Below are 23,308 nucleotides of genomic sequence, written 5' to 3'. Positions count from 1 at the left end.
CTGGAGCGGCGGCCGGTTCTTCGCGGGAGCGGCCGCCGCCGCCATGTTCGCGGTTGGGTCAGACAGCCGGCCGTCGCAGGCCGGAGAGGATCGTGGCGACCTTGTCCGGCATCGGGACCGGCACGAAGTCGGGGCCTTCGGCCACAGCCGCGCGGGGCCTGGGTACGTCCTTGCGGGCAAGTCGTCGGGGGAGGTCCTCGATGCGTGCCTTGAGCACCTTCGTGGGACGCTTCACGCCCTCGGGGTTCTGAGTGAGCTCCGCGGTCAGGAAGTCGTCCAGCTCCCAGCCCTGATCGGCAACGACTTCAGCCAGCAGGGGAGCGAGGCTTCGAGCCGTCACCCGTCCTGCGGTCCAGGGGCGCGGCAGCGTCTGCAGAAACTGCGACGCGGCCTCCACCTGCTCGGCCGAGGGGGTGGGCTTTGTCGTGGTCTCCCCCTCCTCCTCCCGCGCCGCAGGCGCCACACCATCCGCACCTGTACCGAGGGGGTAGGGGGAGGAGGTATTTACCTCCTCCGGGGGGTGTGGGGGGGAGCCCGTTCCACTTCCGGTGTTCGCGGACGTGGGCTGACCTGCGGAAACGAACGATCCTCCACGTCCGCGAACAGCGCTTCCGCGAACACCGGAAGAACCCTTGTTTCCGCGAACACCGGAAGTGGTCTGACCTGCGGGAACAGGAGTTTCCGCGAACACCGGAAGTTTGGTCCCCGGCTCCTCGGCGGAGGCCTCGGGGGAGTAGTCCGGGTTGTCCTCGAAGTGCTCGAAGACCTCGTACGAGGTCAGCCCCCGGTACCCCTTGCCCTTTGGGTTGGGGATGGTCGTGCGGCGGATGAAGCGCGCCTCGATGAGCCGGGCGAAGGACTCGTAGACGGCGTCCCGGCCCACGAGCTCGGTGCCGCTCTTCGCCGACCGCACACCGGCCTCGCGGACCGACCGGACGATCCCGGGCACCGTGACCTGGAGGCCGCTGTTGATTGCGAAGAGGACGTGAAGGAAGACGACGTAGTCCAGCTGGTGCGTCAGGCGGCCGCTGAAGGCCACGGCCCGCTGAACGGTGACCGCGCGCGCCGGGGCCTGGCCCCGGACGATGGTGGCCGCGAGGTCGAAGTCGGGGCGCTCGCTCATGCCGTCACCGACTTGCGGCGGCGGCCAGCTACAGGCAGCACGGTACGAAGGCGGACCTCCACCCACGTGGCGGCGGTCGGAGGGTAGTTCGGGTTCACTGCACTCCTCCTGAAGGATGTTGTGCCGTGAACTCTCCACATGTGGGCTTGCCCGAAGGCTTGCCCGCTGCTCGGAAGGCCCAGGTGACGGGCTTGCCCATTCCCGCGCCGCGTGGGCAGGCCTGCACCGGGCAAGCCAGAGTGCGCCGCAGCAGGCGCGGGCGGGCCGGAGGGCCGGTGGGTTGGGCGGGGTGCAGCCGCCGCGGCGGCCTTGTTCAGGTGTGACACATACGGTCCCTTGTTCAGGGAGCCGTGGATCAGCTGATCAACTGTGTGACTCAGGCCACTGGGCAAGCCTGTCTGGGCTTGCCCGGGAGTCGTTGTCTATGCTGTTGGGTAGGTGACCGACGGGCCTGATGGTCCAGGCACCCAGCGCGGTCACCGCGCTGAACCACGACTCCGGATGCTTGCCGGCTGGGGAGTCGCTTGACGGCCGTCCTGTGCAACCAGGGCGGCCGTCCTCTTTTTCTACGGTGAACGTTTTCTACGGTGAACGGCTCATCTCGGGTTCTCCTTAGGGTCTAGACCGGTGCGGACTCTGCGCCGGCCTGGGCGCTGCCGTCGCGCTCGATGTCGTAGCCGATCTCGAAGAGCTCGGCCGACATCCGGGTGTCGTTGATCTCTACCACCTGGCCGGTCGAGGACCGGGTAACGCGGACGACGCGCAGCAGCGGAACGCCGACGTCGGCCGGGAGGCCAAGCGACTCTGCCTCCTCCGGGGACGGCATCCGGGCGGACACCGCTTCCTTCCAGGCGAGCGGGGCGTGCCCCATCTCTTCGAGCCGGTCGTAGATGCCTCCCAGGCCCGTGTCGCTCTCGGTGAGCTGCGTACCTCGGGCGAGGTCGGCTGGCAGGTAGCTGGTCGCGAGCTGCATCGCGGCCCGGGTGTCAGGGTCGCCCATGATCCGGTCCCGGATGAGGACCTCCGAGCCGACGCTGAGCCCCATGGTGGCGGCAAGGTCCACGGGGACCACCCCCCACCTCACGGTGGGCGTTTCCAGCGCGACCCAGTTCTGGGCGGCGGGATCGAAGTAGTACCCGATCTCGTCCCGGTAGACCTGCCGTGACCTCGTGATTCGACGCTTCTCCGGACGCTCACGCACGATCGTCCCTCTCCGCCGGACAGCGACGACCAGCCCTTCCTGCTCCAGCAGCTGGATCGCGCTGCGGACGGTCTGGTAGCCAGCCCCGTACTGCTCCTGAAGCTCGGTCAGCATGGGCAGCTTGTCTCCCGGCTGATACCGCCCATCAGAGATCTGCTGCCGGAGCGCAGCAGCGATCTCGCGGTACGAAACGGGCATTCAGGCCGCCTTTCTAAGCATCCAACGCCATCACTATATAGCTATCTCTAATGGCGCGTCAGTCTTGACGCGCGGCATGCGGGGGTGGTCTCATCATTACCGATAGCTCTAACCGGGGGTACCGGGAGGGCTACTCATGGTTTGGCTACCCGTGCATTCAACGACGGCACCGCCATGCCAAAAACGGCCCTCCGGGTGGTCTTGGCAGAGACCCGGAGAGCCGCGCACAGGCCGTCCACGTCTGAGGAGAACGACCCGTGAACACCATCTTCGCAGCCAGCAGCCGTACGACCCACTCGCAGGGGCTGGAACAGGTCGAGGTCCTGCACCAGCTGCAGCTGCTGACCGGCGTGAGGCCGGTCGACTGGCTGGCCCCGCTGAACGAGTCGGCCGAACAGCAGTCAGAGCGCCTGGAGTTCCAGGCCGACGTGATCCTCGGCATCGCCGAGCACGACCCGAAGACCGCCGCCCACGTCGCCGAGCTGATCCGCCGGCTGACGGGCGAGCCCGAGGCGAAGAAGACCGACCGCGTCTTCGGCCCGGTCCCCGCGGACTCCGGCCCGGACCGCCCCGCCTCCATCCCCATCCCGCTCACCGTCGCGCTCGTGTCCTCCGTCCGGAAGGGCAAGTCGGTGCCGGCGGCCGTCTTCACCGCGCGGGAGGTGCAGGTCGCATGAGCACCAGCACCCCGCGCGGCCTGCCTCTGAAGGTCCAGGCCCTGGTGACGACGTGGTCCATCACCGCGTTCATCCTCTTCGGCGCCGGCTGGCTCCTGGGCCTGGAGGCGACCTGGTGGCAGCGCGTACTGCTCGCGCTCCCGGTCGCCGGACTCGCCTACCTCGACAGCCGCGGCCACACGCCCATCGTCGAGATCCGGGCCCGCCTGACCCGGCTCCTCGCCGAACTCGGCGCGATCCAGCTCCCCCTGGCTGTGGCCGGCGGCGCCTGGCTCCTCGGCCTCACCCCCGGCGTGGCCGAGCGCATCGGCGTCTGCCTGGTCATCGCCCTCGTCGCCGCCCTGTACCGCTACGCCCCGCACGCGGCCGCCCCGACCGCCGGAGGTGCCCCGTGAGCCTCACCGACTTCCGTACCGCCCGCCGCGAGGACAACGCCGCCGAGGCCGAGCAGGCCCGCCTGGCCGCAGAACTCCGGGCCCGTCTCGACCTGCAGGCCCAGCAGCAGGCCTTCGAGCAGGAACGGGCTCGCGCCGCCGATGAGCAGGAGGCCAGGGACCGCGAGGCCAAGCGCATCCGCGAGGCCAAGGAGGCCGACGCCGCCGCGAAGCTCGCGAAGGAGAAGGCCGACCAGGCCGCGAAGGCGGCGGCCGACAAGGAGAAGCGGCGGGAGAAGGCACGGCGCCGCAAGGAGGCCCGCGAGCGGTTCGCCGCCCGGCTCAACGCCGCCCCGGCGTGGCTGGCCGAACACCTCGACCTGGCCGCCGCGCTGGCCGTCATGGCCTGCAGCATCGTGCCGGCCCTTATCTCGCAGGCCGCCTCACTGACCGGCACGGGCATCCTGATCGAGATGGGCTGGGTGGGCTACCTCCTGGTCACTCTGCTCCCGGTGATGCTGGAGTGCTCCGCCTGGGCCGCCACGGCCGGCGAGGCCAAGGCCATGCAGCAGGGCCGCTCGCCGTGGCCGTACCGGATCGCGATCTACACCTTCGCGGGCCTGGCAGCCTGGATCAACTGGCTGCACGGCCAGCAGGTCGGCGGGGACAAGTACGGGACCATCCTGGGCGCCGTCCTGGCCGCGTCTTCGATCATCCCGATCGCCGTCTGGCAGCTGGTCCAGCTCGGCCGGCACCAGGAAGCCCGGGCGCGGCTGAAGGCCGAGCGGGCCCGGCGCAAGGACGTGAAGGCCACCCGCAAGCAGCGCGAGGATCTGCTGCCGAAGGTGTGGGCGACGGCGAAGACGCTGCGTGCCATCGCCGGGCACGAACTCCTCTCTGAGGACGAGGCCTGGCACGCCGCGTACGGCGTGCACGAAGGCACCGGTGCGGACCTGCCCGAGGAGCTGCTGCGGCACCTGTCGGCGGAGATGCTCGGGCTGCGTGTGGACGCGGAAGGCCGTCTCGCGGAGGTTCTGGAAGAGCTCGCGGACGCACGCCGCATGCGCCTCACCGCTTCCGCGAAGGTGTCCGCAGTGGCGGCCGAGAACGTCTCTGGCGAGCCCGTGAAGCCGGTCGCGGAAGAGCCTGTAACCCTCCCTACGCGGGTGTTTGCCGGAACCCGCGAGGGACTCGTAGAGGGCCCGGCGAACGCTTTCCGGTGGAATGGATCTTCGCAGGTCAACACGTCCGTCCCCCCGTCCACGCGCACATCCGCGCGGAAGCGCGAGGCCGCTGCTGCGGGCTCGAAGCGGCAGTCCGTGACGGCCTCCGTGCGGAGGCTCTCGCCGGCCGCCCGGCGCGCTGCCGCGGAAACCGCGAAGAACTACGACGCGACCGAGAACGCCGCGATCGAGGAGTGGATCCGCAGCGAGATCCGCGACGGCCGGAGCCCCAACGCCAAGGGGGTCACCGCGGAGACCAAGCGACGCCGTGCGGAAGTCCACGGCAGCAAGGTCATCGAGCCGGGCAAGTCCTGGGTCTACGACCGCCTCGCCAAGGCCAAGGCGAGCCGTGTCAACCCGGACGTTCCGGGGAGCCGGTGATGCCGCGCACCAGCCCCCGCTACGACGACCCGAAGGGCGAGGAGTTCGGCATACCGACCTGGCCCTGGAAGCTCGGCCCCGACCCCGAGGTCATGGCCACCTACCGACAGCTGCGGGCCCGCGGGCTGCGCCCGGGCGGCCAGCCCGTGGCCGGCCAGCTCGGGTGGACCCGCCAGGGCAACCCGAGGTTCGCCGCCCTCTACCTGGTCGAGCTGGCCAAGCCGAAGCGGCCGATGACGGAGGCGCGATGGGCCGCGATCCGCAAGGCGGTGGCAGCCCGCAGGGTCTGCCCCGAGTGCCACACCGAGAAGGACTACGAGATCCCCAAGCGCTACGGGGTCTGCAACGACTGCCCCGGCGGCGCGAACGCCGCCTGACCCGAACACCTTCCCCCAGAGCGCAGGGCGGGGCCCGCCGGTCTCAACCGACCAAAGCGATGCCCGGCTTCCCTACCCCGCGCTCACCCCCAGACAGGAGGCGTGAACAGCATGACCGAGATCGACATCAACCCGAAAGTCGACGACCCCCGGCTGTGGGCCAAGGTCGGCCAGGCCATGGACCGCAAAGTGCTGTGGGAGGCCGCCGAGCTGGTCGTCTCCACCCAGTTCGGCTCCCGGTCCATGCTCCAGCGCAAGCTGCGCATCCCGTGGGACCTGACGGGCCGGATGATGGATGCGCTGGAGGCCCTCGGCGTCGTCGGCCCCGACCAGGGAGCCCAGGCCCGCGACGTGAAGATCAAGCTCGTCGAGGACCTGGAGCCCGTCTACGAGAACCTCTACGGCGACGACGGCATCGACTTCGCTGCGCTGCTGCACCTGGACGGCCAGGCGTCGGCCTCCATCCCGGCCCAGCCGACGGACCTTTCGGACGACGACGAAGACGTTGACGACGACGCGGACGACGAGCCGGCACCAGAGCACAGCCGGCCGATCGAAGTCACCGTCTACACCCCCCAGGAGTGGGAGCTGCGCGAAGACCCGGAGGGCGACCGCCCCTGGATCAACCCGCAGCTGCGCACCAAGGAGGGCCGCAAGGCCCGCTACGCCTACCTGCGCCGGCAGGCCCGCCGCCGGGTGCGGAAGGCCGCCGCCCGCCAGCTCACAGTACACGGAGTCATTCCCCGGGCCCTGCGCGGAGAGAGGCGGGTGCGCTCATGGGTCATCGGCATGGAAGGGCGCAAGGCCGCCGCCGATGAGCGCCTGGCGCTCGCCGCCGTCAAGACCGCCGACCGCGGCGCCCGCCGCGCGCAGTTCGCGCTCCGGAACGGCGAGGCGAAGCAGGCCCAGGCGGCCAAGCTCCAGATGGAGGCCGGCAAGCAACTGGTTGTCGCGCAGAACGCGAGGAAGAGCGCCAAGCGTGCGGTCGCCTTCCGGGCCGGCGTCACCTACGGCCCGCTGGCCCTGGCCGACGCGGCCGCCTACGGCTTCGCCGACGTCTGGGGCTTCCTCGGCGCCCTGGTGCTCAACCTCGTCGGCGGCTCACTGCTGGGCCGCGACGTCGAGGTCAGCGAGGAGGAGCTGGAGCGGCTGGAGCGGATCGAAGCCGGAGCCCCGCAGCAGGTCAGCGTGGGCATGACGCCGCGCATGTTCGAGCAGATGATGCGCCAGGCCCTCACCGAGGACCTGAAGCTCACCCTCTCGGCACTGCGGGTCGACCCCCACGCGTGGGGGTTCGAGATCCACGTCTGGCTGGAGCGGATGACCCCGGAGAAGATCTCCAACGGGCTGGACACGCTGGAGGCATGCCTTCCCGGCGTGCGCACCGGCAGCGTGCTGCTCCAGCAGTCCGCGGAATCCCGGAACTACTGCGTGATCCGCGTACCGGGCCCCAGCCCCTGGCAGGCCGTTCCCGAACTGCCCGTCCGGGAACCCCAGTCCGTTTCCACCGACGACCTCCACAAAGCGCAGATCGGCGGCGACATGGCAGGGCGGCCCCTGGCCCTGCCGATGTGCCGGACCAACGTCAACGTCGTCGGCAAAAGCCGGTCGGGGAAGTCCACGATTCTGCGGGCCATCCTGGACGTGCTCACCGCGACCGAGGACCAGATCATCATCGGCATCGACCTGGGCGGCGCCGGCAGTGGCTTCGGCGGGCTCCGGCACGCCATGCACGTGGTGGCCACCACCCCCGCGGAGGCCAAGGCAGTGCTCCAGTGGGGGCTGGACATCGGGAAGGGCCGCCCCGGCCTCTTTGACCGCCTGGGCATGGGCGAGAACTGGGTCACCTCCGGCCGGCGGCCCGGCGTCAAGTTCATCGTGGACGAGTTCCCCGCGCTGGTCCGCGAGAGCCGGAAGGGCTACTACGACGAGGACCTCAAGCGGCAGGTCCCCTGGGACCTGGACGGCATGCTCGCCGAGATGGCGATTACCTGCCTCAAGAGCGACGTCACCATGGTCATCGCCGGACAGGGCGTCACGAAGGAGAAGGTCAAGGACAACACCTGGCTCACGGAGCTGGCCGTCCAGGTGCTGGCTGCCTGCGACAAGGACGACGTCGTGCAGATCCTCGGCGAAGGCATGCTCGCCCAGGGGTGGCGCGCCGACCGGCTCGTACCTGCCATGGGCAAGCAGATCAACGACGCTTCCGTGGTGTACGTGATGGCGGGCAGCGCCTACTGCGAGCCAATCCCGTACCGCGGCTGCTACGCCGACCCCGACGAGCTGCTGCGCCGCGGCCGGGCCCGGGCCCAGGCCGGGTTGGTCGATATCGACCCCGAGTCCGCGAAGCTCAGCCGCATTTCGCTGCGGAGCCTGATGGAGACCAGTGCCCAGAACTACGCCGCCGGGGGTCAGGAGCAGGGCGCCGTCCCCCAGCTGATCGCCTCCATCCGCGAGGTCTTCCGAGCGGCCGGGGACCCGAGCGGCCTCCAGCTGGAGGAGATCGCGGCCGGCCTCGCCCAGCACGACGCCGACCGCTGGGACCTGGAAGCGTTCGACGGGGAGGGCGCCGCGGACCAGGAGGCCGCCCGCGCTGTCGCGCTGAAGGCGGCGATCAAGGCGGTGCTCGCCCCCGGCGGCAAGTCCTGGACGACCGACAGCTACCGGCGCCCGGGGGAGAAGAGCACGGTCAAGGGCTACTGCCTGCGCCACCTGAAGAAGATCACCGGCGAGGACGCAAGCGCCACCTGAGCCCAGGAACACCTCAGGAACACGCAGGTCAGCGCGCCGGAACAGGATGAGAACAGGGACGGAACACCTCACGGGACCGGTGGCGGTGTTCCCCTCCCCGCGTCTGTTCCCGCCGTGTTCCGGTCCCCTGACCTGCACGTTCCTCCTCGTTCCCGGCTGTTCCCCGCCCGAAAGATCCCGAGGAGTCCGTAATGATCGACCCGTCCCGCACCCACAACCCGGACGTCGGCTACTACCGCATCACCGCCGAGCGCCGCTTCAACTACCTCCAGCGCGACCCCGACCACACCATCCGCGTCGTGTGGCAGGCCCTGCCCGTCGCCTGCCCGATGTGCGGCGCCGACACCGGCCTGACCCTCGTCCTCGAACGCAGCGCGCAGCCCGTGGTCGAGGTGCTCTGCCCGGCCCGGCACGAGTGGTCCGAGCACCTCATCGACCCTGGCCACTTCACCGCCTGGGCCGACATGCGCTGGACCACCCCCAACTGGGACATGTTCTGGATCGTGGAGGCCGGGTTCGGCGAGGAGCCGCTCCCGCCCATCGACCTCGTCGAAGAGGTCCCCAAGGCCGCGCGGATCGTCACCAAGATCCTCGTCCGCGAGGCGAAGAAGCGTGTCCGCCGCCAGGTCCGCCGCCGCGTCCGCAAGGTGAAGAAGAAGGCCCTCAACGTCGCCTACTCCCCGGTCGCGGCCCTCATCCGCACCGCATGGGCCATGCAGGCCGGCGTCCCGCAGGAGGAGCCCGCGCCGGCCGAGGAGAAGGGCAAGCAGGCCCCGGGGCCGAAGATCCCCTCCCTCGCCAAGTACCGGGCCGCGTACGGCATGCCCGCGCCGGCCAAGGGGCCGGCGTGCCTGGTCTGCGAGGACAAGGGGCGGATCGTCGCGCCGGGCCTGGACATCAGGTGCACCGAGTGCGAGGGACCGGCCGCGGCGGCCCTGGCCGCCGCCGAGCGCAAGGCGGCCCGGGCCCGCGCAGGCGGCCGTACCCCCGCGGGTTCGAAGGCCCGGCCCGGCCGTGAGGAGGCGGCCGCGGGCGCCGGGCGGCCCGCAGCGGGCAACTCCCGTCCCGACAGCGGCTTGACCAGATCTGACGCGTAGGCGGGGATCCCCGCGAATCTCTAAGTGCATTCTCTTGAAATGCATTCTGTGAGAATGCATACTTGAGTCATCGTAAGGCCCACCGGGCCCGCGAGAAAGCCTGCTCCTCCACGCCCGTAACCGGCCGGGAACGCTCGGCCCGACACGACGGAGAGACCATGACCACCATCAGCGCCGGAGACCTCGAAGGGTCGTCACGGAGGCCCGCGCCTACCAGCACTCGCACTTCACCGGCGCCTCGGCTGACCGCTTCAACCGGCTCGTCTTCACCTTCCGGCCCTTCACCGGCGCCGAGGAGGAGCCCCAGCGGCCGCTCTACGCCTGGAAGGACGAGAGTCTCACGCCCGAGTCCCGCGCGTTCATCGACGCCCAGTACGACGAGGTGATCTTCCTCTGGCGCCAGGCCGCGTTCACCGCCGCCCTCAAGCACGCCACCAGCGGCGCCGAAGCCCAGTGGGACGCCTACGCCCAGGCCCTCGCCGCCATGGAGGAGATCTTCACCTCCATGGACAGCAAGCCCGACACGTACTGGCGGGCCACCGTCTCCCAGCTGGTCACCGCCCAGAAGACGGCGCTCGACGCCGCGATCACCTGGGACCACACGGGGCGGGCCATCGCCACTGTGAACGACCAGTTCCGCTACGGCGCCTTCTCCCGCGCCGAGATGTACGAGGCCGCCGGGATCGACGCCAGCCGGTGGGTCATCGGTGACACCTACGACTACGAGGCCTTCCGCGGCGGGCCGGTCACCCGCGAGCTCCAGAAGCGCATCGACGCGCAGCGCGAGCACCTGCGGACCGCCGCCAGCCTCTTCGGTGACCGCGACCCGGCCTGACCACCCCACCCGGGGCGGCTGCCAGGTCGCCAACTCAGCCGCCCGCCCCGGGACCTCCCAACCGCCCAACACCAGCAGCCCGAAGGAGCCCTTCGTGACCCACACCCTGGTCCACCCCGCCGAGACCGCCCGTCCCAAGTCCCTGGAGCACCGCCCGGTCCGGGCCGCGCGCACCCGGCGCGCCAGCGTCAAGGCCCTGTCCGCCGTCACCCGCTACGACGGCATCGTCATGGTGGCAGGCACCTTCACCCTCGGATTCGACGCCATCGTCAACAACGACGGCCCGCTCGCAAACCTGAGCGCCCCAGGAGCCGTCCTCGCCGCGCTCGCCCTCATCGGCGCCCTCTACGTCATCGACGCCGCCGCCAACGAGCTCATCGACTGGATCAACCCGGACCGCTGGGACGGCGACAGCACCTACGCCCTGGCTGAGGAGCTCGGCCAGATCCGCGGCGACATCGACTCCGGTGCCGACCCGGAGGAGATCGAGCACAGCCTGCGCACCAGCGGACTGCTGGAGACGGTCGGCACGCTCACGCGCAGGCTCGCCGTGGCCTTCGCCGAGCAGGGGGAGGAGGACCGGGCTCAGCGCCTGTTCGCTTCCACCCTCCACCTGCGCAAGGCAGACGAGGTGCTCGGGCACGGGCAGGCCGGTGACGAGCTGGCCGGCGACGCCCGCGAGGATCTGCAGTAGAGGCGCCCCGGGGACGGCGGCCAGGTCGCCAAACTCAGCCCGCCGTCCCCGGGTCTCCCAACCCGCTCCAACCGGAGCAGGAGGGCCGGACCCATCGTCCCTCACCACCGCGAGGAGCCCAAATGACCCCCCGCCCCGACACCGACCCCAGCACCGCAGAAGACATCAAGGCCGCCGTCCAGATCGCCCAGACAGCACGCGACAACGCCGTACTCGCCGCCGAGAAGGAGTTCTGGCAGCGGATGGGCGAGCTCAGCAAGAGCTACCACGGCGCCCAGCAGGACGTCGCCGACGCGATGGGCCGCAAGCGCGACTACGTCTACAAGAACGTGCGGAAGTACGCCGCCTGATCCACCGCCTCCGGGGCCGGCCGCCAGGTCGCCAAAACTCAGCCGGCCGCCCCCGGAGCTCCCAACCTCACCGTCCCGCAGCAGGCAGGAAGGCTTCGCCATGCCCGCATCCGCAGCACCCGCCACCTTCGGCACCCAGGCTCCCGACGCGAGCACTCGCCGCCTGGCCGACGAGGTCGAAGCCTGGCTCAAGAAGATCACCCCGGCCGCGGCACCCGCCCCGGCCCCTGAACAGCCCGAACCCGCCGCCGGGTTCGACATCCCGGCCCTGGTGGCCGCCGGCCTCGCCGAGGTCGAGCGCAGCGAACGGGCCACGGCCGCCGCCCAGGCCGCCGCCCGTCCCTCCCTGCTCGACCGGATCACCCGCCGCCACCATCGGCCGGCCACCTGCGCGAGCCTGCACATCCGCCGCGCCGCGGCCGTGCTGGCCACCGGCGGCTGGTGCCGCGGGGAACTCCGCGACGCCACCGGCCGCCACTGCATCCTCGGCGCCCTCATGGCCGCGCCGGCCGACGCCGACACCACCAACCGCTCCCACATCTACATCCGTTCCGCGATGGCAGAACCGGCCGCGTACGCCCAGCCCACGGCTGCCTACCGGGCCCGCATGGAGGCGCAGTGGCGCAGCGAGGGCCGCGACCCGCGGGCCCTGAGCCGCCAGTTCGACATCGCCGTGAACAACAACATCGCGGTACCGACCGTCGGCGCTGTCCTCGACCTTCTGCAGCGAGCCGCCGAGCTCGCCGAGCGCGCCGGGGACTAACGGCAGGGGGAACCACTAGACGAAGTGATGAATAAAAGGTATAGTTTTCTTGTCGGGTTCGGGTCGTCCTCCCGCCCGCTCCCCGAACTCACTCCCCGGAAGGGACCGTCATGCTGCGCATCTCCACCCAACGCTTCCTCTTCGGAGGCGGCCGCCTCAGCAGGTACGCCAAGACCATCGCCCCCGACGCCGAGAAGCTCGTCCGCGACAAGTTCGGCTCCATGCCGGCCGTCCACCTGGTCCTCAACGGCGACACCAGCCAGCTGGACCACCTGGTGAACATCGCGGAGGCTCAGCTCCTGACCGGCATCAACCCCACGCAGGTCAACACCGTCAGCCGCTCCGACCGCCACTCCCGCCGGTCCTTCGGCCAGACCTCCATCGACCGCGGCGGAGTGCTGATCGTCCTGCAGATCCCCAACATGCGGCACGAGCGCGACGTCCGCGAAACCCTCGTGCACGAGCTCGTCCACGCCCACCAGCTCGGCGACCGCTCCGCCCGCGAGCTCCACCTCAAGTACCTCAAGCACGTCTGGGGCCGGCAGCCCATGAAGGACAACACCCTCACCGCCTACGAGCTGCTGATCGAGCAGCGCGAAGTCGAGGCCTACGGCGCCGAGGACCTGGCCGCCCAGCTCTGAACCCGACAGGAGGACCGCCATGAAGATCCGACTTCCCTGGCCCAGCCGCGCGGACCGCCGCCTCTGGCGCGCCGCCACCACCTTCTCCGACCTCGCCGAGCTGACCGCCCGCTGGCTCGAAGGCGACATCCGCTCCTGTGCCGGGAAAATGCCGAACTACGGGCCCGACGAAGAGACCCTGCCCCTCATCCCCTGCCTGGCCGCCGCGAACCGCGCCGGATTCCTCACCGACGACTCCCAGCCCGGCCACGACGCCGCCGACTACGCCGGCAACCTGTGGGAGCAGCGCGCCGCCGTCACCGGATTCGTCGCCGACCCCGAGATCCTCACCCGCCTCGTCGACTTCGCCGAGCAGGCCGGCCTCGACCTGCTCGTCCGGTTCCAGGACGACGGCCACCACCCCGGCATGGTCGTCTCCCGCGTCAACGGCCTGGACTACACCCGGTACGGCCGAACCCTCACCCGCTCCGAGCTCCGGCACTCCTGGCACGCCCGCCTCGTCGGCGACACCGCCTTCGACACCCTGGCCCGCGCCGCCCAGCTCACCATCGCCGACACCGCCTTCGAGCCCAGCGACTTCCTCTGGACCGTCCTGGACGAAGCCCTGCACCTACTGAGCACGGCCGGCCGCTGACGGCCCCCCGCGGCGCCCGGCCCCACCTCCCGAGGACCGGGCACCGCCGAGGACCGGAACAGCCGGCCCGCCACGAGACGGAGAACGAGATGATCAGCACCGTCCCCGACACCGACTTCGACGCCGTCCTCACCGCCAACCTGCGCCGTGCCGCCGCCGGCACCCTGCCGCTGACCACCGGCATCCTCCAGCTGCTCGGCACCGCCGCGCAGACCGAGGCCCGCCTGGCAGCCGCCGAGGCCGTCTTCCCCGGCATCACCCACCTCGCCGGCGACAAGCCGCCCACCCTCGCCGTTTACACCGTCACGCGCCACGGCCTCGCCCTCGGCACCTACGCCACCCGGGAGGCCGCCCGCGCCCAGGGCGAGGCCGCCCTGAAGCGGTGTTCCCTCCCGGCCGGCGCCTTCATCGGATGGGTGCCGGACAACGGCGACGAGCACGCCCCCGAGGACCTCGTGACCTTCGGCCCCGGCCCGGACGACGAGTCCGTCACCAGCATCCGGATCACCGCGCAGCCCGTCCTGGTCGACTACGACCCGGAAGCCGAGGGCTGACGGTGTACCGGGTCATGTGGGAAGTCGACGTCCCGATAGAGCGCGCCGGCACCAGCGAGCGAGGCATCCACGTCTTCACCGGCCTCGCCGAGAACGGCCGCGAGGCCCGCCAGGCCGCGCAGCGCGCCTGGGAGACGGCCCTCCTGCACACCCTGGCCGGCCAGGACGTCCCCACCGCCGCCCACCGCACCGACTGGTCCGCCCGCGGACTGCGCCCCGGCTGGAACCTGCGCTGGGACCAGGCCACGCACAAGGACATCGAGCTCTAGATCCGCCCCGGGACGGCCGTCAAGGCCTGAGAAACCGCCGGCCGCCCCGGGCCCCTCACCCGCCAGGACGAGAGAGAGACCACCATCATGCACGCCACCCGTCGCAAGCAGCACCACACCTCCACCACCCGCCGGCTGAGCACCGCCGGCCGGTTCCTGAAGTCCCTGGCCAAGGCCAACCCCCTGCTCGCCGACCGCGCGTTCGTGTGCAGCCGCTGCGCCGTCGCCTGGCAGGGCGACGAGGCCGACTGCTGGAGCTGCGGCCTCCCCGCCAGCTTCTCCTCCCACCACCACGGCTCCGCCCTCCACCATCTCCTCGCCCCCACCAAGATCACCCGCACCCTCGTTCCGACGGGAGCGGCGTCGTGACCGGCCTCGCCTCCCTGACCCGGCTGATCGGCACCCAGGCCCTCAGCGACCACATCGTGGCCCGCGTCAACGAAATGGTCGAGGCCGGAACCGAGTACGCGCAGGCCTGCACCGCGGTCACCGACGCCGCCGACGCCTGCGAGGCCTGGGCCATCGCCGCCACCCGCCAAACCTGGGAGCGTCGACCGGACACCGACGAGGACGACGCCCCCATCCGGCGCCTGTACGTTCTGGAGCGCACCGGCAACACCGTCGTGGTCGCCGACCTCGACCTCGAAGAGGACCCGCAGGCCAACAGGATCGGCGGCCTGCAACTGCGGCACTCTCGCCTCGCAGACGAGGAGCAGGGCGCCGTGATCGACGTTGACCTGCTGAACCTGTACGACCTGACGGCCTGGGAGCCCTTCGAACACCTGCTGCCCACCGCCGCCGTCCCGGCCGCCGGGACCATGGGGGTGGGGGAGTGAGCACCACCGAACTCGCCCCCTGGCCGCGGCTGACCGGCGAGGAGCCGTGCCGGGCGCCCGGGGCCGATCCCGAGGACTGGACCGGGACTCCCAAGCAGCGCGTGAACGGCCAGCTGGCCTGCCTCAGCAAGTGCCCCGAGGCCGTGCGCGAGCAGTGCCTGGCCTGGGCCCTGGACCACCCGAGCCGCGCCGGATCCGGGATCTGGGCCGGTACCACCCTCTCGGACCGCCGCCGCCTGCGCAGGGAGCGCCGCGACGCCGCCGCGGCCTGACGGCCACTACCCCGCTCACCCGTCCATCCGGTACGGCCTCTTCCCGTACCGGACGGACGGCACCCGGACCTCACTCGTACCCCGGGCGGAACCCGGCCCCGGCCGGACAGCCGCCCGCACGCTCGCAAGGGAGCCCCGATGAAGCTCCGTACGGACCTCGCCCCGCTCGCGGCCGCCGTCACCGACGCAGCCCGGGCCCTGCCCGCCCGGCCCCCCGTCCCCGTCCTCGCCGCGATCCGGCTGGAGGCCGCCACCGGCGCCCTGGCCGTCGCCGCCTTCGACTACGAGATCAGCGCCCAGGCCACCGTGGAGGCCGAGGTCACCACCCCCGGCACCGTCCTGGTCTCCGGCCGGCTCCTCGCCGACATCACCCGCACGATCAAGGGCAGCCACCCGGTCGACCTCGAACTCGACGGCACCCGCCTGATCCTGGCCTCCGGTCGTACCCGCTACACCCTGCACACTCTCCCGCTGGAGGAGTACCCCACCCTGCCCCGGCCCGCGGCCGCCAGCGGCACCGTGGCCGGGCCCGCGCTGGCCGAGGCCATCCACCAGGTCGTCACCGCCGCCGGCCGCGACGACGCCCTCCCGATCCTAACCGGCATCCAGGCCGAGATCACCGACGACACCATCACCTTCGCTGCCACCGACCGCTACCGCTTCGCCCTCCGCCCCATCCCCTGGACCCCCGCCGAGGCCACCGGCGCCACCACCCAGACCACCATCCCCGCCAAGTCCCTCGCCGAAGCCGCCAAGATCCTCGCCACCGACGACCAGGTCCACCTCACCCTCCCCGTCTCCCACGGCGTCCTCGGCCTGGCCGGCCGCACGCGGACGCTCACCCTGCGCGCCATGGACGGCCAGCTCCCCGACCACAAGGGTCTGTGGCCCACCGACTTCACGGCCACCGCCGACCTCGACGCCACCGAACTCGCCGACGCCGTCAAGCGCATGGCCCTCGTCGCCGAACGCGGCCACCCCGTCAAGCTCCACCTCACCGACGGCGCCCTGATGCTGAGCGCCGGCACCGCCGACGACGCCTCCGCCCGCGACCAGGTCACCGCCACTACCGACCTGCTCACCGGCGCCCCCGTCACCGTCGCCTTCAACCCCGGCTACCTCCTCGACGGCGTCACGGCGCTGAAGACGGACCGGATCCGCCTGCAGATCGTCAACCCGGTCAAGCCGGCGCTCCTCGTCCCCGCCGATGCGGACCCCACCGGCCTGCGCTACCTGATCATGCCGATCCGCCAGTCCGGCTAACCAGCACCCCGGGGCGGCCACCACGCAGGCCGGCCGCCCCGGCCCGCGGCGCCGACCGCCGCCCCACGTTCGGACACACCACCCCTACGCCAACCATGCGAGGAGAAGCAGATGTTCAAGGCCGGCGACGAGGTAGAGATCCTCGCCTGTGAGGACGACCCCCGGGCCAAGGGCAAGAAGGGCAGGATCGTCGATGAGGTACCGCCCGGCGAGCTCACCGAGGGCCGGTGGACGGTGAACAAGATCAGCATCTTCATCGCCCCGGTCCTGTGCCACGCTCACGAGCTGCGCGCCACGGGCCGATGACGATGGTGGACGCTGCCCAGCAGTGGATCCGCTGGCTGCAGCTGGTCCTGCTCTGCGGCGTAGGCGTCGTCGCTTTCATCGTCTTCACCTACAAAGCGCCGTACTTCGTTGCGACGCTGACCGACATCCTCCGTCCCCGACTCAGCCGCCCGGCGGTGGATGCCCGCGCCGTGCGTTGGCAGGTGATCCAACGGGACCACGACCGCATCAAGGACGAGTACGGCCGGCTCTGCATCGACCCCTTCCGCTGTGCCGAGCTTGCCATCCTCGACGACCTCAGGGTCCCCGAGGCCGCCGCCCTCATCCACGCGCTCGCCGAAGCCAACGACGCCGCCGAGAAGACCGATTACCCGACGTACGAGAAGGCCGTGCTGCACCTGGCCAAGGCCTGGCGTCACGCCCAGGCACTTACCGAAAGCGACGAACCCTGCACCGTGGTGTACCGCGCTTTTGCACCTGCGGCACCCAGCACGTCCCCCGGCGCCGAGCTCGCTTGGCGCCGGCCGCACCCGCCCATCCCGAGAGAACGAAGGACCTGTCGATGACCGAGCACCGCAACTGCGACCTCCAGGCCGTCGCCCTCATCGCGGCCGCCGCCCCCGCCACGACCGAGCAGCTGCTCAACCCGTCCGACACCTCCACCGGCCGGCCCAAGGTCGTCACCCTCTGCGGCTCCACCCGCTTCTGGCGCGAGCTTGCCGAGGCGAACTTCCGCGAGACGGTCGCCGGCCACGTCGTCCTGGCTCCCGGCTGCGACATGAAGAAGGCCCATCCGCTGTGGGAGGAGCCCGCGGCCGCCGAGGAGCTCAAGGCCGCGCTCGACGCGCTGCACCGCTGGAAGATCCGGGCCTGCGACGAGGTCCTGGTCGTCAACGTCGGCGGCTACATCGGCGACTCCACCCGCGCCGAGATCACATACTCCCACCTGCTCGGCCGCCCCGTCCGCTACACCGAGCCGGTCGGCCACGCCGTCATCCTCGACCAGCCCGGCCTGGACCCGGTGCGGATCGGCCCGTACGAACACGAGGGCCGAGCTGAGGAGATCGCCGCGTGCCTGCGCAGGCAGCTGCACCACACCTCGCACGTGGAGGGCACCGTCATCACCACCGGCACGTTCCGCCCCGACCTCGACCACCTCGACCCGCAGGTCCCGACGGACCCGTACGCCCTGGCCGACGCCATGGACGCCTACGGCGACGGCACCGGCCGCAACTTCCCCGACCTCTACGCCCGCCTGTGCGCCCAGGAGCCGGAGGCCTACGCGAGCGACCTGTGGAAGAGGGCCTGTTGGGCGTACGACCACATGCACGCCCCCGCGGACGAGTAGCCGGCGCTCCCCGACCCCAGTGCCGAGGTGCCCGAGGCAAACAGGCACCACATCTAAATGCATTCGCTAGACATGCCTTTGATGAGGATGCATTATGGGGTGTGGGGGTGCACCGCAGAACCTCACCGCCCGATGCGCTCGCCTTGAATCGGGCGAGCGCACCCATACCCCGAAGGAGCAGCAGGTGATCTCCCTGCCGACCGACAGCAGCGCGACCACTGCCCTGGCCGCGATCACCCTGGGCCTCGACCAGCTCCGTCACCTGGCGCTCGGCGACACCGCCGACGCCGACGACATGACCCACGCGCTGCGCGCCATCTACCAGCGGGACGAGACCGGCCCGAGCCTGCTCGGAACCCTCGCCGCTCTGCTTGACGACATCGCCGACCGTTTCGACGAGCACGGCCTGGAGGACGAAGCCGAGGCACTTCGCGAGGCGGCCAGGTTCGCACGAGCCCACACCGGGCCCTGTGTTGGCCTGGCGATCAAGACCATCACCGGGACAGACGGCTGAGCCAGCCGAACACAATCAGCATGGGAGCCCGCATCATGAACAAGACCACTGAGACCGTGCCCGCCGCCTTACGCTCCTGGTCGGTGAGCTGGCCGGAGTACAAGCCGGCGGACGTTACCCCGTCCGAGCTGCTGCCCGAGGCCCTGGCCCGCCAGGTGCCCGGCTGGGCCGAGGCCGCCGCGACGCCGGCGGACGTGCGCGACTGGGCGCGGCGCCAGGCCGCTGCGCTCGTGCCGTTCCAGCTCGACGCGCAGGGCTGGCCCCTGCACCCGGAGGGCCGCACCGGCCGCACCGGCCGGAACCTGGGGAAGTGGGGCGAGAACGCCGCCGCCGACCCCATCGTGGTCGCGGGCACCGGACGGGACCGCCGGCTCCTGCTGATCACCCGGGACGACATCCACGAGGAGGCCATCCCGGGGGGCATGGTCGACCCGGGCGAGACCGCCCCGGCCGCCCTGGTGCGCGAGCTGCAGGAGGAGACCGGCATCGACCTCTCCGAACACCAACCGACCATTCTCGGCTGCGACCTCGTAGACGACTGGCGCAACTCCGATCAGGCCTGGGTCGCATCCACCAGCGCGCTCTACCTGCTGCCCACCACCGTGACCGCCGTAGCGGCCGACGACGCCCTCGACGCCACCTGGTGGCCCTTCGGTTCCCTCGACGAGCTCGACAACGCGATCACCACAGCCGGACGCACCCTGTACGCCGCGCACAGGCCCCTGCTGCACCGGGCCCTGGAACACCTCGCCAAGTAGACAACACAGGCTGTGGGCGCTCGCCGACCACGGCCCCCGCCCCCAGAACCCCGCACCACAGGGCAGGCCGGACACCAGCGGGTGACCCGGCCGGCCCCCGGACCTCCAGGAGGACGATCGTGGCTCAGCACACCGTCAGCGAGACCAACCCCACCTACGTGACCGGCGCCGACCGGTACCGCATCCCCTTCGCCGGCTTCCTCACCCCCGAGAACTCGAAGTTCGCGGTGATGGAGGAGTTCGTCCTGCCCGAGCACCGCCGCCCCGAGGGCTACGGCCTGGCCTTCCTGGAGTCCGAGGAGCACTCCCTCACCTACATCAGCTCCGTACGGCAGATCGAGGAGTACCGCGCCGCCAATGCCGACGGCACCGCAGTGCTCGACCCCTCTCAGGGCGTGATGTACGCGTTCTGGCCGCAGGGCGAGGGCTGGGACGACTACCTTCCCCGCAACACCTGGAACCCGGGAGGCGAAGGCATCGTCACCGAGTTCGACCACCCCCTCGGTGGCAAGGTCGTCGTCTACGAGTACCTCCAGGATGACCCCAAGGCCGGTGGCCGGACGCCCATGATCGGCCTCCACTGCGAGCGCTGCCACCCCCGGCCGGACCTCGACTACGACAAGCACCGCCCCAACACCCGTCCGCACGACCGCCGCTGGTTGGCCCGCAAAGCCCGCGCCCACGTCCGCCGCCACGCCGAGGAGTGCCGCCCCGCTGACCCCCGCATGGCCGAGGCCGTCCAGCAGATCGTTAACGAGAAGTGCGGCGTGAACAACCCGACGGTCACCTGGGAGTCCGGCTGCGCCACCGAAGGCCCGTGCTCGCAGATCCGCCACCTGAGGGCCCGCGGATAGCCACGCGGACCCCGTCACGATGTCCGGAGGCAGCCCCGAGCCTCCGGGCATCGTGACGTCCAGGGGCCGGCGGGCCGTCGCTTCGGCGCGCAGCCCAGTTCACGGTGCGTGGGGAGGTGGTCAGGCGTCATGTCGCCGCGGACCCGCAGCACCCGCGGCCGATGACGGAATCGGCCGAACTCCAGCGGACGCTTCTGGTCGGCCTCGATCTCGACGACCACGTTCGCCAGGACGGGCCGGTAGCGGACAGGGTCGGCGCCCGGCAGGCCCCCCACCGTCCCGGGCAACTCGGCCTCGTCCTCGCCGACGGGCCGGAGCAGAGGCGCCAACTGGCGGCGGACAGCCGGGGCGAGCGGCAGGCTGACGCCTACGGCCCGCATCCGGCCGTCGCCGCGGGGAAGGCCCAGCACCAGGCACTGGGTGCCCGGGGTCCGTCCACTGACACCCATCACCGCCGCCTCGCTGGTGTGCATGCGCCGCCACTTCAGCCACCCCGATCCGCGGCCCGCCACGTAGGGCAGGTCCGGCTTCAAGACCAGCCCCTCGACGCCGTTCAGGCCTCCCACCCAGTCCAGGGCGGCGTCCAGGTCGCCGGTCGCGGGGACCGGCCGGATGGCGGGAGGGCCGTCTGCCAGCAGCTCGCGCATCTTCATGCGCCGCTGCGCGTACCGGCGCGGCCGCCAGTCCTCCTCGCCCAGGCCGAGAAGGTCGAAGACGGCCAGGTGGACGGTGAAGTCCTCACCGCGCTGCGGCCCCCGCCCGGAGCGGGACTGCAGCCGCGAGAAGGCCACGCTGCCGCTCTCCAGTACCGCCACGAGCTCCCCGTCCAGAACGCACTCCGGCAGGGCACGGGATGCGCCGGCCACGTCGGCGAACTGGGCCGTCAGGTCCGTGCCGTGCCGGCTCCACAGGCGCCCGGCGCCAGCCAGGAGCTGGCAACGCCAGCCATCGAACTTCGGTTCGAAATTCAAGCCCAGGCCCAGGCGTACGTCCTCGATGGGGCGGCACAGGGCCAGCGGGGCCGGAAGTGCAAGGCGAGTCATGGGCTAGCCATATCCCGCGTCCTCGCCGCAGTGTGCGAGCCGCGCACGCGGATAGGGAAACGCCGTGACCTCGGTGCGGTTGGGTGCGGCCTGGCCGGGCGGGTGTCCCCCGCCGTCGGCGTGAACGGCTCCGCCCTGTCCTGAAGTTGGGCACTACCCCTTGCGCGTGTACGTGATTGCGTACACTATAGACATGTACGCAATCACGTACAGCCCACCTCGAAAGGGGACCCATGGTGAACGGCGCCGCCACCGGCATGACCCTCGGCGAACTGCGCACCGCCATCACCAACTTGCCCCAGGAGGATCAGGACCGCTTCTGGCGAGAGCTCGACGAGGTCCTCTTCCCCCAGCTCCCGCTCTTCCTCCAGCGCTGGATGACCGGCGCCCAGAACGGCTACGCCCCCCGCCCCCACTGACCACCCGGAGCCATTCCATGCTCAACATCCAGCCCAGCGAGACCGAATCCGGCACCTTCACCGTCAGCTGGACCCCGGCCGACGACCCCGACGGCCACCTCTTCCAGGCCCTCACCGACGGGCACCTGGAGGGCGCTCTGGAGGCGCTCGCCGACCCGGTCAAGTTCGGCGATGCCGCCGCGACCGACGCCCAGGCCCTGGCCCGGCTCCGCTCCGTCCAGTGGATGCTCGAACGCCTGGAGCGCCGTCGCGGTGCCCTGCTCGTCGCCCTCCGCGACCGCCGCGACGCCGACCCCGCCGCAGGGGCCAGCTGGGCCGACCTGGCCAAGGCCCTCTACCCCGAAGACCCCGACCCTCAGCGCCTGCGCTCCAAGGTCCAGACCCTGCACGCCGCCGGACTCAGGAAAGCCGGCCGCCCGGTGCAGTGAGACCGGCCCCACCCCCGCCGTGCACACCGCTGTGCACACGGAACAGCGCCACCGCGCCACCATCGAAATGCCCCCGGAGCGGCCGCCAGGTCGCCAACCACTCAGCCGACCGCACCGGGGTCCTCTCAGCCGCATACCGACAGGAGACAGGCCGTGATCACCGTCGCCACGCTGTTCGTCACCGCGTTCATCGTCATGTACGCCGCCCACCTGCTTTCCGACTACCCCCTGCAGACCGACAAGCTCGCGGCCCGCAAGGCCGGATGGACCGAACTCGACTCCCGGCAGCGCACCGTCTGCCACCACCGGGGCTGGGGGGCCAACCAGGTCCACGCCGGAACCCACACCCTCGCCACCCTGCTGCTACTCCTCGTGGTCCCCGTCTGGGGGCTCGAACTGCCCGTCTCCGGCGCCGGTTTCATCTCCGGACTCGCCTGGATCCACGTTTCGCACGGCCTGATCGACCGCCGCTGGCCGATCGCCTGGTGGATGGACCACACCGGTCAGGAGTCCTTCCGCAAGAACGGCGGAGGCGCCGCACATGTCGACCAGGCCGCCCACATCACCCTCGGTCTCCTCCCCGCCGCGCTTCTCCTGGCCAAGCTGAGCTGACCCGGCCACGGTCCCCTCCCCGCGGAGAGGGGGCCGTAGGCGTGCCCAAATCCTCAGCAGAGCCAGAAGGGTTGCGTGCCGGATTCCGCAACCCCCTTGCTTCTGTACGCGATTACGTACATCATGAAGATGTACGTAATCACGTACAGCAAGGTTCGCGCCAAACCCCACCAGGAGGGCCACCATGGACAACTCGAAGGACCTCGCCCGCATCACCGCCATCCAGACCCCGTCCGTACGCGCCGACACCTCCGAGCTCGCCGACCTCGCGCCGGCCGCCGCGGCCGCGCTGCGCCTCCTCGGCGACGCCATCCGGCGCGGCGCCGACTACGAGAGCATCGTCGATGCCCTCAAGGCCGCCCGGCTCCCCGAAGCGTTCGCCGAGGTCCTCGACGCCGCGAGTCAGGCCGTCATGGCCGAGCTCGATCAGCCCGGCGTCGACCCGTACGACTTCGACGTCCGCTTGGAGCGCGACAACCTCTCCGGCGCCGCCAGCGACATCCGCAACGCCTTCCGCTGGCTGTAGCCCCTGTC

The 23,308-nt window shown here is 71.1% G+C and carries 30 protein-coding genes and 1 pseudogene; 28 read left to right on the top strand and 3 right to left on the bottom strand.

Annotated elements, in window-relative coordinates:
* Positions 1-58 precede the first annotated feature (58 nt).
* A complete protein-coding gene (locus AB0447_RS30575; protein ID WP_366480087.1) occupies positions 59-1,123 on the bottom strand; it encodes a hypothetical protein in 1,065 nt (354 codons plus the stop codon).
* Positions 1,124-1,742: 619 nt separating this feature from the next.
* Positions 1,743-2,522 (bottom strand): GntR family transcriptional regulator, encoded by a 780-nt coding sequence (locus AB0447_RS30570; protein WP_366480086.1) that lies wholly within the window; start codon positions 2,520-2,522, stop codon positions 1,743-1,745.
* Between the two features lie 257 nt (positions 2,523-2,779).
* On the opposite strand from AB0447_RS30570, the gene AB0447_RS30565 reads away from it, so the two are divergent.
* The 24 genes and pseudogenes from AB0447_RS30565 to AB0447_RS30450 all read left to right on the top strand — a co-directional run bounded on the left by AB0447_RS30565 (position 2,780) and on the right by AB0447_RS30450 (position 20,272).
* A complete protein-coding gene (locus AB0447_RS30565) occupies positions 2,780-3,199 on the top strand; it encodes a hypothetical protein (protein WP_366480085.1) in 420 nt (139 codons plus the stop codon).
* On the top strand, positions 3,196-3,594 hold the full coding sequence (locus AB0447_RS30560; protein ID WP_366480084.1) for a hypothetical protein: 399 nt from the start codon (positions 3,196-3,198) through the stop codon (positions 3,592-3,594). Before AB0447_RS30565 ends, AB0447_RS30560 begins: the two co-directional genes overlap by 4 nt.
* The gene (locus AB0447_RS30555) at positions 3,591-5,177 is read left to right on the top strand and encodes a hypothetical protein (RefSeq protein ID WP_366480083.1); all 1,587 of its coding nucleotides are present in this window, start codon (positions 3,591-3,593) and stop codon (positions 5,175-5,177) included. The genes AB0447_RS30560 and AB0447_RS30555 overlap by 4 nt, the downstream gene beginning before the upstream one ends.
* Positions 5,177-5,554: an RRQRL motif-containing zinc-binding protein gene (locus tag AB0447_RS30550; protein WP_366480082.1), complete on the top strand. Its 378-nt coding sequence runs from the start codon at positions 5,177-5,179 to the stop codon at positions 5,552-5,554. The genes AB0447_RS30555 and AB0447_RS30550 overlap by 1 nt, the downstream gene beginning before the upstream one ends.
* Positions 5,555-5,665: 111 nt before the next feature.
* A complete protein-coding gene (locus AB0447_RS30545) occupies positions 5,666-8,305 on the top strand; it encodes a DNA translocase FtsK (protein ID WP_366480081.1) in 2,640 nt (879 codons plus the stop codon).
* Between the two features lie 191 nt (positions 8,306-8,496).
* A complete protein-coding gene (locus AB0447_RS30540) occupies positions 8,497-9,402 on the top strand; it encodes a hypothetical protein (protein ID WP_366480080.1) in 906 nt (301 codons plus the stop codon).
* Between the two features lie 382 nt (positions 9,403-9,784).
* Complete coding sequence (locus AB0447_RS30535) at positions 9,785-10,237, top strand: hypothetical protein (RefSeq protein WP_366480079.1); 453 nt, start codon at positions 9,785-9,787, stop codon at positions 10,235-10,237.
* 94 nt (positions 10,238-10,331) lie between these two features.
* A complete protein-coding gene (locus AB0447_RS30530; RefSeq protein ID WP_366480078.1) occupies positions 10,332-10,931 on the top strand; it encodes a hypothetical protein in 600 nt (199 codons plus the stop codon).
* Positions 10,932-11,053: 122 nt separating this feature from the next.
* On the top strand, positions 11,054-11,281 hold the full coding sequence (locus AB0447_RS30525; protein WP_366480077.1) for a hypothetical protein: 228 nt from the start codon (positions 11,054-11,056) through the stop codon (positions 11,279-11,281).
* 100 nt (positions 11,282-11,381) lie between these two features.
* Entirely contained in the window at positions 11,382-12,044 is a 663-nt protein-coding gene (locus AB0447_RS30520; protein ID WP_366480076.1) for a hypothetical protein, read from the top strand.
* 110 nt (positions 12,045-12,154) lie between these two features.
* Positions 12,155-12,685, top strand: coding sequence for a hypothetical protein (locus AB0447_RS30515; protein ID WP_366480075.1), 531 nt, complete (start codon positions 12,155-12,157; stop codon positions 12,683-12,685).
* Between the two features lie 19 nt (positions 12,686-12,704).
* Positions 12,705-13,319, top strand: coding sequence for a hypothetical protein (locus tag AB0447_RS30510; RefSeq protein ID WP_366480074.1), 615 nt, complete (start codon positions 12,705-12,707; stop codon positions 13,317-13,319).
* A gap of 89 nt (positions 13,320-13,408) precedes the next feature.
* A complete protein-coding gene (locus tag AB0447_RS30505) occupies positions 13,409-13,873 on the top strand; it encodes a hypothetical protein (protein WP_366480073.1) in 465 nt (154 codons plus the stop codon).
* 14 nt (positions 13,874-13,887) lie between these two features.
* Entirely contained in the window at positions 13,888-14,142 is a 255-nt protein-coding gene (locus tag AB0447_RS30500; RefSeq protein WP_366480071.1) for a hypothetical protein, read from the top strand.
* Positions 14,143-14,229: 87 nt separating this feature from the next.
* On the top strand, positions 14,230-14,511 hold the full coding sequence (locus AB0447_RS30495; protein WP_366480070.1) for a hypothetical protein: 282 nt from the start codon (positions 14,230-14,232) through the stop codon (positions 14,509-14,511).
* Positions 14,508-14,978 carry a hypothetical protein gene (locus AB0447_RS30490; protein WP_366480069.1) on the top strand — a complete coding sequence of 157 codons (471 nt, stop codon included), beginning with the start codon at positions 14,508-14,510 and terminating at the stop codon, positions 14,976-14,978. The genes AB0447_RS30495 and AB0447_RS30490 overlap by 4 nt, the downstream gene beginning before the upstream one ends.
* Positions 14,975-15,250 carry a WhiB family transcriptional regulator gene (locus tag AB0447_RS30485; protein WP_366480068.1) on the top strand — a complete coding sequence of 92 codons (276 nt, stop codon included), beginning with the start codon at positions 14,975-14,977 and terminating at the stop codon, positions 15,248-15,250. The genes AB0447_RS30490 and AB0447_RS30485 overlap by 4 nt, the downstream gene beginning before the upstream one ends.
* Positions 15,251-15,388: 138 nt before the next feature.
* Positions 15,389-16,513 carry a DNA polymerase III subunit beta gene (gene dnaN, locus AB0447_RS30480; protein WP_366480067.1) on the top strand — a complete coding sequence of 375 codons (1,125 nt, stop codon included), beginning with the start codon at positions 15,389-15,391 and terminating at the stop codon, positions 16,511-16,513.
* Positions 16,514-16,624: 111 nt separating this feature from the next.
* The gene (locus AB0447_RS30475; RefSeq protein ID WP_366480066.1) at positions 16,625-16,819 is read left to right on the top strand and encodes a hypothetical protein; all 195 of its coding nucleotides are present in this window, start codon (positions 16,625-16,627) and stop codon (positions 16,817-16,819) included.
* Positions 16,816-17,364, top strand: coding sequence for a hypothetical protein (locus tag AB0447_RS30470; protein ID WP_366480065.1), 549 nt, complete (start codon positions 16,816-16,818; stop codon positions 17,362-17,364). Before AB0447_RS30475 ends, AB0447_RS30470 begins: the two co-directional genes overlap by 4 nt.
* A 71-nt stretch (positions 17,365-17,435) precedes the next feature.
* A pseudogene (locus tag AB0447_RS30465) lies at positions 17,436-17,777 on the top strand (hypothetical protein); the annotation flags it as partial.
* Between the two features lie 553 nt (positions 17,778-18,330).
* Positions 18,331-18,660, top strand: a complete 330-nt coding sequence (locus AB0447_RS30460; protein WP_366480064.1) for a hypothetical protein — start codon at positions 18,331-18,333, stop codon at positions 18,658-18,660.
* 35 nt (positions 18,661-18,695) lie between these two features.
* Positions 18,696-19,418 carry an NUDIX domain-containing protein gene (locus AB0447_RS30455; protein WP_366480062.1) on the top strand — a complete coding sequence of 241 codons (723 nt, stop codon included), beginning with the start codon at positions 18,696-18,698 and terminating at the stop codon, positions 19,416-19,418.
* A gap of 119 nt (positions 19,419-19,537) precedes the next feature.
* Positions 19,538-20,272: a hypothetical protein gene (locus AB0447_RS30450; protein ID WP_366480061.1), complete on the top strand. Its 735-nt coding sequence runs from the start codon at positions 19,538-19,540 to the stop codon at positions 20,270-20,272.
* A gap of 14 nt (positions 20,273-20,286) precedes the next feature.
* Here the strand turns inward: AB0447_RS30450 and AB0447_RS30445 are convergent, their stop codons facing one another.
* Positions 20,287-21,315: a hypothetical protein gene (locus tag AB0447_RS30445; RefSeq protein WP_366480060.1), complete on the bottom strand. Its 1,029-nt coding sequence runs from the start codon at positions 21,313-21,315 to the stop codon at positions 20,287-20,289.
* A 233-nt stretch (positions 21,316-21,548) separates the two neighbouring features.
* Here AB0447_RS30445 and AB0447_RS30440 point away from each other — a divergent pair, with 233 nt between their 5' ends.
* The 4 genes from AB0447_RS30440 (at position 21,549) to AB0447_RS30425 (ending at position 23,300) form a co-directional block, all read left to right on the top strand.
* Positions 21,549-21,734 (top strand): hypothetical protein, encoded by a 186-nt coding sequence (locus tag AB0447_RS30440; RefSeq protein ID WP_366480059.1) that lies wholly within the window; start codon positions 21,549-21,551, stop codon positions 21,732-21,734.
* Between the two features lie 17 nt (positions 21,735-21,751).
* Positions 21,752-22,162: a hypothetical protein gene (locus tag AB0447_RS30435; protein WP_366480058.1), complete on the top strand. Its 411-nt coding sequence runs from the start codon at positions 21,752-21,754 to the stop codon at positions 22,160-22,162.
* Between the two features lie 153 nt (positions 22,163-22,315).
* The gene (locus AB0447_RS30430; protein WP_366480057.1) at positions 22,316-22,774 is read left to right on the top strand and encodes a DUF3307 domain-containing protein; all 459 of its coding nucleotides are present in this window, start codon (positions 22,316-22,318) and stop codon (positions 22,772-22,774) included.
* 184 nt (positions 22,775-22,958) lie between these two features.
* Positions 22,959-23,300: a hypothetical protein gene (locus AB0447_RS30425; protein WP_366480056.1), complete on the top strand. Its 342-nt coding sequence runs from the start codon at positions 22,959-22,961 to the stop codon at positions 23,298-23,300.
* Positions 23,301-23,308 lie beyond the last annotated feature (8 nt).

This window comes from Streptomyces sp. NPDC051211 (assembly GCF_040689505.1).
In the GTDB taxonomy this organism is placed as follows: domain Bacteria; phylum Actinomycetota; class Actinomycetes; order Streptomycetales; family Streptomycetaceae; genus Streptomyces.
This window is presented reverse-complemented; position numbering and strand designations above follow the sequence as displayed.

Excerpts from the sequence above, each read along its gene's own strand:
- AB0447_RS30575 (WP_366480087.1), bottom strand. The coding sequence starts at position 1,123 with ATGAGCGAGCGCCCCGACTTCGACCTCGCGGCCACCATCGTCCGGGGC.
- AB0447_RS30570 (WP_366480086.1), bottom strand. The coding sequence starts at position 2,522 with ATGCCCGTTTCGTACCGCGAGATCGCTGCTGCGCTCCGGCAGCAGATC.
- AB0447_RS30560 (WP_366480084.1), top strand. The coding sequence starts at position 3,196 with ATGAGCACCAGCACCCCGCGCGGCCTGCCTCTGAAGGTCCAGGCCCTG.
- AB0447_RS30550 (WP_366480082.1), top strand. The coding sequence starts at position 5,177 with ATGCCGCGCACCAGCCCCCGCTACGACGACCCGAAGGGCGAGGAGTTC.
- AB0447_RS30545 (WP_366480081.1), top strand. The coding sequence starts at position 5,666 with ATGACCGAGATCGACATCAACCCGAAAGTCGACGACCCCCGGCTGTGG.
- AB0447_RS30540 (WP_366480080.1), top strand. The coding sequence starts at position 8,497 with ATGATCGACCCGTCCCGCACCCACAACCCGGACGTCGGCTACTACCGC.
- AB0447_RS30525 (WP_366480077.1), top strand. The coding sequence starts at position 11,054 with ATGACCCCCCGCCCCGACACCGACCCCAGCACCGCAGAAGACATCAAG.
- AB0447_RS30520 (WP_366480076.1), top strand. The coding sequence starts at position 11,382 with ATGCCCGCATCCGCAGCACCCGCCACCTTCGGCACCCAGGCTCCCGAC.
- AB0447_RS30515 (WP_366480075.1), top strand. The coding sequence starts at position 12,155 with ATGCTGCGCATCTCCACCCAACGCTTCCTCTTCGGAGGCGGCCGCCTC.
- AB0447_RS30510 (WP_366480074.1), top strand. The coding sequence starts at position 12,705 with ATGAAGATCCGACTTCCCTGGCCCAGCCGCGCGGACCGCCGCCTCTGG.
- AB0447_RS30505 (WP_366480073.1), top strand. The coding sequence starts at position 13,409 with ATGATCAGCACCGTCCCCGACACCGACTTCGACGCCGTCCTCACCGCC.
- AB0447_RS30500 (WP_366480071.1), top strand. The coding sequence starts at position 13,888 with ATGTGGGAAGTCGACGTCCCGATAGAGCGCGCCGGCACCAGCGAGCGA.
- AB0447_RS30495 (WP_366480070.1), top strand. The coding sequence starts at position 14,230 with ATGCACGCCACCCGTCGCAAGCAGCACCACACCTCCACCACCCGCCGG.
- dnaN (WP_366480067.1), top strand. The coding sequence starts at position 15,389 with ATGAAGCTCCGTACGGACCTCGCCCCGCTCGCGGCCGCCGTCACCGAC.
- AB0447_RS30475 (WP_366480066.1), top strand. The coding sequence starts at position 16,625 with ATGTTCAAGGCCGGCGACGAGGTAGAGATCCTCGCCTGTGAGGACGAC.
- AB0447_RS30470 (WP_366480065.1), top strand. The coding sequence starts at position 16,816 with ATGACGATGGTGGACGCTGCCCAGCAGTGGATCCGCTGGCTGCAGCTG.
- AB0447_RS30455 (WP_366480062.1), top strand. The coding sequence starts at position 18,696 with ATGAACAAGACCACTGAGACCGTGCCCGCCGCCTTACGCTCCTGGTCG.
- AB0447_RS30445 (WP_366480060.1), bottom strand. The coding sequence starts at position 21,315 with ATGACTCGCCTTGCACTTCCGGCCCCGCTGGCCCTGTGCCGCCCCATC.
- AB0447_RS30440 (WP_366480059.1), top strand. The coding sequence starts at position 21,549 with ATGGTGAACGGCGCCGCCACCGGCATGACCCTCGGCGAACTGCGCACC.
- AB0447_RS30435 (WP_366480058.1), top strand. The coding sequence starts at position 21,752 with ATGCTCAACATCCAGCCCAGCGAGACCGAATCCGGCACCTTCACCGTC.
- AB0447_RS30425 (WP_366480056.1), top strand. The coding sequence starts at position 22,959 with ATGGACAACTCGAAGGACCTCGCCCGCATCACCGCCATCCAGACCCCG.